Annotated in this window: 7 protein-coding genes; 1 reads left to right on the top strand and 6 read right to left on the bottom strand. The window is 29.0% G+C overall.

The features are described from left to right. Positions 1-51: 51 nt before the first annotated feature. From TS70_RS05660 to tsaE, 3 genes are read right to left on the bottom strand one after another with little or no spacing between them, the layout of a single operon-like run. Positions 52-480, bottom strand: a complete 429-nt coding sequence (locus TS70_RS05660; protein ID WP_198049669.1) for a GNAT family N-acetyltransferase — start codon at positions 478-480, stop codon at positions 52-54. Beyond that, the gene (gene tsaB, locus TS70_RS05655; RefSeq protein WP_040093730.1) at positions 480-1052 is read right to left on the bottom strand and encodes a tRNA (adenosine(37)-N6)-threonylcarbamoyltransferase complex dimerization subunit type 1 TsaB; all 573 of its coding nucleotides are present in this window, start codon (positions 1050-1052) and stop codon (positions 480-482) included. Before tsaB ends, TS70_RS05660 begins: the two co-directional genes overlap by 1 nt. Position 1053: 1 nt before the next feature. Further along, positions 1054-1515 (bottom strand): tRNA (adenosine(37)-N6)-threonylcarbamoyltransferase complex ATPase subunit type 1 TsaE, encoded by a 462-nt coding sequence (tsaE, locus tag TS70_RS08705; RefSeq protein ID WP_127093469.1) that lies wholly within the window; start codon positions 1513-1515, stop codon positions 1054-1056. Positions 1516-1627: 112 nt separating this feature from the next. Between tsaE and TS70_RS05645 the strand changes: the two genes are divergently transcribed. Then, positions 1628-2614, top strand: coding sequence for an NAD(P)/FAD-dependent oxidoreductase (locus TS70_RS05645; RefSeq protein WP_127093468.1), 987 nt, complete (start codon positions 1628-1630; stop codon positions 2612-2614). 60 nt (positions 2615-2674) lie between these two features. Here the strand turns inward: TS70_RS05645 and TS70_RS05640 are convergent, their stop codons facing one another. From TS70_RS05640 to TS70_RS05630, 3 genes are all read right to left on the bottom strand, one after another. Further along, on the bottom strand, positions 2675-4543 hold the full coding sequence (locus TS70_RS05640) for a transporter (RefSeq protein ID WP_198049668.1): 1869 nt from the start codon (positions 4541-4543) through the stop codon (positions 2675-2677). A gap of 33 nt (positions 4544-4576) precedes the next feature. Then, entirely contained in the window at positions 4577-5515 is a 939-nt protein-coding gene (locus TS70_RS08155; RefSeq protein WP_198049667.1) for an RluA family pseudouridine synthase, read from the bottom strand. 79 nt (positions 5516-5594) lie between these two features. Then, on the bottom strand, positions 5595-6218 hold the full coding sequence (locus TS70_RS05630) for a hypothetical protein (RefSeq protein WP_232332517.1): 624 nt from the start codon (positions 6216-6218) through the stop codon (positions 5595-5597). Positions 6219-6309 lie beyond the last annotated feature (91 nt).

Genomic DNA, 6309 nt, shown 5'->3' with positions numbered 1-6309 from the left:
ATATTTTAATAAAAAAGGGTATCGCAAGAAGTCTAATAAAATCTTTAAAAGTTATTTATCATAACGCATTAAATAACCATTTTCATTACCATAATAATATTGGGGAATTGTTCGCACAATGTCAAATCCATGCTTAAGATATAACTTTTGGGCGGCTAAATTATGTTCATTTACTTCTAAAAAAATACTATGAAAAGGAAAATGTGCTAATATATAAGTTAACATTTTAGTACCCCATCCTTGTTGGTGGTGTGTTTTTTTAACGGTAAGTTTAATAATTTCTAAATCATCACCACTATGCATTAAAATAAAAGAGCCCACTAAATTATTATTAAGAACCAATTTATAAACAAGATAATTCGGATTATTAATAATTTGAATTAAATTACGATATTTATAATAATGCTGCGGGTAATTTTCTTGCTCTAACAAAAACAATAATAACCCATCAGTATTATTAACTGCTTTAATTTCGAACATTATCCGAAAGCTTTCTTAATATAACGTGGTTCTAAAGCGAAAATATCATCTACCAAGTGAAAATGGTTCTTTAACAGTTGATAATTTTGGACGGGGTCAATTTCTTGTAAATCACTACGAAATTGATAACCTGGAAATTGTTTACTAATTTCGAGACAAGTTTCATAATCAACAACTTGACTAGGAATAATTTCTTGCCCATTACTAATTACAGCAAAGTAGCGTTGTCCACCGCGCGCATCTAACATTGAAACAACACTGTCAAATCCTGCTTGATATAATAAAGTATTAATAACCGATACTTTAACATCGGGATTAATTATTTTAATGGTTTTAACAATTGTCATTGGAATTCGAAGCCCAGTATAACTCCCTGGTCCTGTTGTTAAATAAAAATGATTAACATCTTTTAACTGCAAGTGATATGTTGCTAATAACTTATTAATCGCTGGTAACGTTTCTTCAGTGTGACGCCGCGCATTATTTTGATGAACATAGCCAAGAACTTGCTCATCTTGTTCTAATATTAAAATTAAAAAATCAGTACTAGTATCAATAAATAGGTTTAACATATTATCCCCCGCTTTCTAATGCAATGCGTAACGCGACATTATTGGTTTTAATGGTAAAAACTCGTTCCTGGTCTTTTTCAATATTAATAGTAATTTTAATTATTTCATACTGGTCAGTTAAATCCTTACTAATTAAACTTGGTCATTCAATAATATTAATACTATTTGGGAAATAATCAAAATACATTCCTCATTCTTCAGAATGATCTAAGCCTAATAACCGATAACAATCCATATGGTTAATAAGCGTTTGATCTGGGGTGGTATATTGATTCATAATAATAAAAGATGGTGAAGTAACTGGTTTTGTCACTCCTAACGCTGCTAATAAATACTTTGTAAAAGTTGTTTTACCCGCTGCTAATTGTCCTTCTAATAATAAGCATCAATTGGGTTGTAAAAATGGTGCTATTTTAGTAGCTAATTGTTTTGTTGCATTTTCATCGCTAATCATTATTTTCATAATATCCCACTTTCTATAAATAATTATATCTAGGAATTAATTATTGTGCTATACTTTCCAAAAAATATGTAATAATTAAAGTGCAGAAAAAGAGAAAGGTCGTTATAAACTAATGAAAGATATTTTAATTATTGGTGCTGGTCCCGTTGGGTTATATGCTTGAAGCTGTGCTGGAATGTTGGGATTAACTGGTTATACCATTGAAGGAAATGATACCCCGGGGGGTCAACCCTGAGAGTTATATCCTGAAAAACTTTTATATGATATGCCTGGTTTCCCGGAAATTAAAACAAAAACTTTTATTGAAAATCTAATTGTCCAAGGTGAAAAAAATAATAAACAAATAACATATTTTGGAAAAACAAACATTCTAACGGTTGTTGAAGAAAATAATGGATTTACTATTACTTTAACAAATAACAAAGTTCTTAATGTTAAAACAATTCTAATTACTAGTGGCAATGGTGTTTTTACCCCTATTCGGTTAGAACATCTTGATGCAACAAAAGAATACGACAACTTGTGATATGCTGTGAAAGATCTACCTACTTTAACTAATAAAAAGGTTATTGTCCTTGGTGGTGGTGATAGTGCTGTTGACTGAGCAAATCATTTAGTTGAAGATAAGATTACCAACAATGTTACCATCATTCATCGTCGTGACTTATATCGTGCCAAAGAAAGCAATGTTCAAAAATTACAGCAAAATAAGATTACCGAACTCAAACCTTATCATGTTAAAGCAGCACAAATCCAGAATAATGAGATTACAATGTTAACCCTTGAACATAAAAGCAACAAAGAAACATTAGAAGTAACAGCTGATTATTTTATTGTTCAATATGGAGCCAAAGTAGCACCAACAATGTTACAGCAGTTTTCATTAGAAACAACCCCAATGCGGAAAATTATCATTCAACCAAGTGGGCAAACTAGTCACAGCCATATTTTTGCCGCAGGAAATAGCGCTTATTATGAAGGAAAATACTATAATATGGTCACTGGTTTTGGCGAAGCAATTAATGCGTTATTTAACATTACAAAAATCATTCATGGTAATAAATATCATCCTGGTTATTTAAGTGATATTAAAAAATAATAATTATACTTTATTTAAAAAATGTATATTTTATATACATTTTTTGTTTTATTAAATTCTTTACGTTCCTTTTAATTTATAAATTTCTTTTGGTGGTTCATCCTCACTCATTTTCTTTGTATTTTGGTGTAAGGCTTCTTCACGTTCTCATAATTTTTGATATGGCATTTCTGGTTCGGTTAAGATAATAAAATCATCTTCATATTTTTTCTGACGAATTTGACGCATTTTATCTTGGCGTTTTGTTCAAATTTTATGCACAATTGGTAAACGTAAGAAAATTCCACGAACTGAGCGCGGTGCTCATAAGATTGAGTTCCCAATAATAACAAACAAGGAAGCAAAGATTAATCCAAAGAACATATTTAATAGTTTTTGTCAGCCCCATATTGGTTGTAACTGATCATTATAAATTTCCATTGGATTATATGTTTTTGTTAAGAATAAATAGTTAACTAAAATAGCAACCACAATTGGCACCAATAAAATCATTCAATTACGAAAAACACCTTTAAAATTACTATTGTATGTTAAAAATAATCAGTTATAAAACCATAAATATAAAAAGCGAAGAAGACTAACAAAACACGTAATAATTAAAATCCCATATAATGCCGCGGAAAGATCATTTACTAAAAAACAGAAAATTAAGGCCGTAAAAAAACACAACACAATATTAATAATTCCAATCACAAAGGTTGGAATTGCCGTTTGTTTATAATTTGCTTTGGCGTACACTAAAACATTGGCTGGTTCAGCTAAAACAATAAAAACCGAACTTAATGCCACTAATAATGAAAATGTTGGCTGATAAAAAATACTTTTAAAAATAGCTATTTCTTGTGCGGTTCAAGCATTTACACCTGTTGCACTATTATTAATTTGTTCAATAATTTGGGGAGCATATAATGTTGTCACAAAATATGGTGATAAAATAAATTGGTTTACAAATAAAAACCCACCAATCATAAAGGCATACGTTTCAAACTTAAGATAGCTATTTCAATCAATCCGGCCATTTTTTGCCGTTCAAGCAGCAAAAAACTCACGAAATGAATTAATTAAAATCATCATAATACTTCGTACCCCAACGGTAATTGTCATATATAGCGATAAGGTTGATGACACCCGTAATCCTAATAGTAAAGCGGTAATAATAACATCCCCATTAATTAATAAGGTCTCACCAATATTTTTTAATACAACAATATTACTTGATTTTACTAATTGCATATTATCTTTTTGGCGAACAATTCGAATTCAAGGATAATGAAACTTAACAAAGATATAAATTAAACTTCCTTTCATAATGGAATATGCTAAGAAAATTATAAAAACAAAAAGCGGGTCAACTGTTCGTGAGATCAAGTAAAAAATAACTGAATAAGAAATTAAATCACAAATCATCAAAATTAAACGCCGCATATGATTATTTTGATCTGCTTGCATTAAATTTTCATAACAAGCAGTTCAAAATAAGGCAATTAAGTTTTTTGATCCAATAATTACAATAATTAACATCATTTTTCATAACGGATAACTAATTGTATGATCATTTCATAAAATGCTAAAATTACCTTCAAATAAATAAATATAAGTACTATACCCAATTGCAATGACCGCTAATAAAATGACCCCAACAATTCCCGAAATCTTATACTGATGTTTTGCTGTATTGACCATTTCATTAGCTTTAATTCAATCTTTTTGTAATAATGGTTTCATTAAAAAAATAACGGTAATGGCTCCTAACCCACCTTCAACGGTTCCTAAGAATGAAACAATGGCAATACTATTCTTCACAAACCCATTTAACTGTGAACCATAACTCCGAATTAATAAGTACATTAAAGTAAATTGAAAAGCAGTTCCAATTAAAGAAGTAAAAGCGCCAATCAAAATACTAATGATTCCTCTTCTTGTTGACAATTACTTCACCTCTTTCCATTCTTACTCATATTATTATTCTATAATATTTTCTAAAATTTTAATAACCTTTTCATTTAAATATTCTAAAGGTTCAGGTAACTGATGGAACACCAAAGTTGTTGCATATAAACCAATCATATATTTTTTGGCTATTCTTTTAGCACCATATTTAACATCATTTATAATTGGATGCTGTAAATAACTTAATGATGCTCGAATTTGATGTTTCCGTCCCGTTCCTAATGTTACTTCTAATCAAGTTGTATTTAGTGTTCTTGTAAGAACTTTAAAATAGGTAATTGCCTTTTTACTATTCGGTTGCTCTGTTAAACTAAAAATCATCTTCTGCTCTGATTCATCTTTGACAAGATAACCAGTAACAGTAAATTCATCTTCTGTTATGATTCCTTCACATTGGGTTAGATATTTTTTTTCAATATATTCTTTTTGATTAATTTTCTTTAATAATAAATCTAAACTAATTTTATTTTTAGCATATAGCACTAACCCTCGTGTTAACTTATCTAACCGATGAACATGAGAAATAACAAATGATTGCTCAGTTTGCGGGTGATACGCTCCTTTTTGCATTAAATAACTTTGGACCATTCCATCTAAGGAACTATGAAACGTTGAATGCATTTCTACGCCATGTGGTTTATCAACAACTAAAATGCTTTGATCTTCATAAACAACTGCTACCTTTTCTGACGCAGAATCAGTTTCTGCTATTTGTTGTTTTCGTTCTGTAATGACTAAATTCTTATCAAAAATTAAAATTTGATCACCTAATTGTAACTTATAATTTCGTTCTTTCATAATTTTATTATTTACTTTAATCTTTTTATTCCGAAATAATTTATAAAGGACTGATAATGATGTTGTTTGAAACATTTTTTTCATAAAATTAAAAATCGTTTGATTTACATCATTATTCTTAACTGTTAATGTAATAATTGTTTTTTGTTCCATACTTTCACCCAATATTGTTTTCTAACAATATTATATAATGAAAGTTCAATGATATGCCAAGAAAAAAACATCCTAAGTTTTACTTAGAATGTTTAGCACCTTTTTGTTTTTTTGCTTCAACTTTTAAAACATTATCTTTAATCTCTTCAATTTCAGCAACATCAGTAATTTCATTAAACAAATGATATAACATATAATTTTTTTCTTTTTCTTTCGTTGCAAAATGTTGTTCAAAAAAAGCGGCTGTTTCATCAATTATTGTAATTAATTGATAAGCTGTTTTTGTATCAATACTATTTGTTGATAATGGTCCTTTCACTAAAGTTGGTAATTGCGTTACAAAAGCATAATCCTCCAAGGCTTTTTCTTTTTCCGTATAATAAAAAATTCGAAAGGCACTCACTTTTGCTCCAATTGTTTTAATCGCATTTCGAACAGCAGTCACTTTTGTTGATAACATGTTTTTGATAAAGACTGCAATAATAACAGTAATCGTCCCAATTGGAATAATAATTAATAAGATTATATCTAAATCAACCCCAAATTTTGTGGCAAAGATGGCTTTAATTAAAGTATAACCATTTTGAATTAATAACACTGTTACAAAGAATGAGAAGTTCGTTGCTTTTCATCATTTGTGCGGAACTAAAACTTCGGTTTTTTTATTTAAAACATATCAGAAGAAATATGATACTAAAACCAATANAACAATACGACCTTGTTTAGGGAATTTTACATCAAGACAACATTTTAAAAAAATATTTGTTCATTAATTAGTTANTNNANNTNNTNNA

This window comes from Spiroplasma sp. hyd1, from assembly GCF_016082235.1.
Lineage (GTDB): Bacteria > Bacillota_I > Bacilli_A > Mycoplasmatales > Mycoplasmataceae > Spiroplasma > Spiroplasma poulsonii.
Note: the sequence above shows the minus strand (reverse complement) of the source record. Positions and strands in the feature narration are given on the sequence as shown.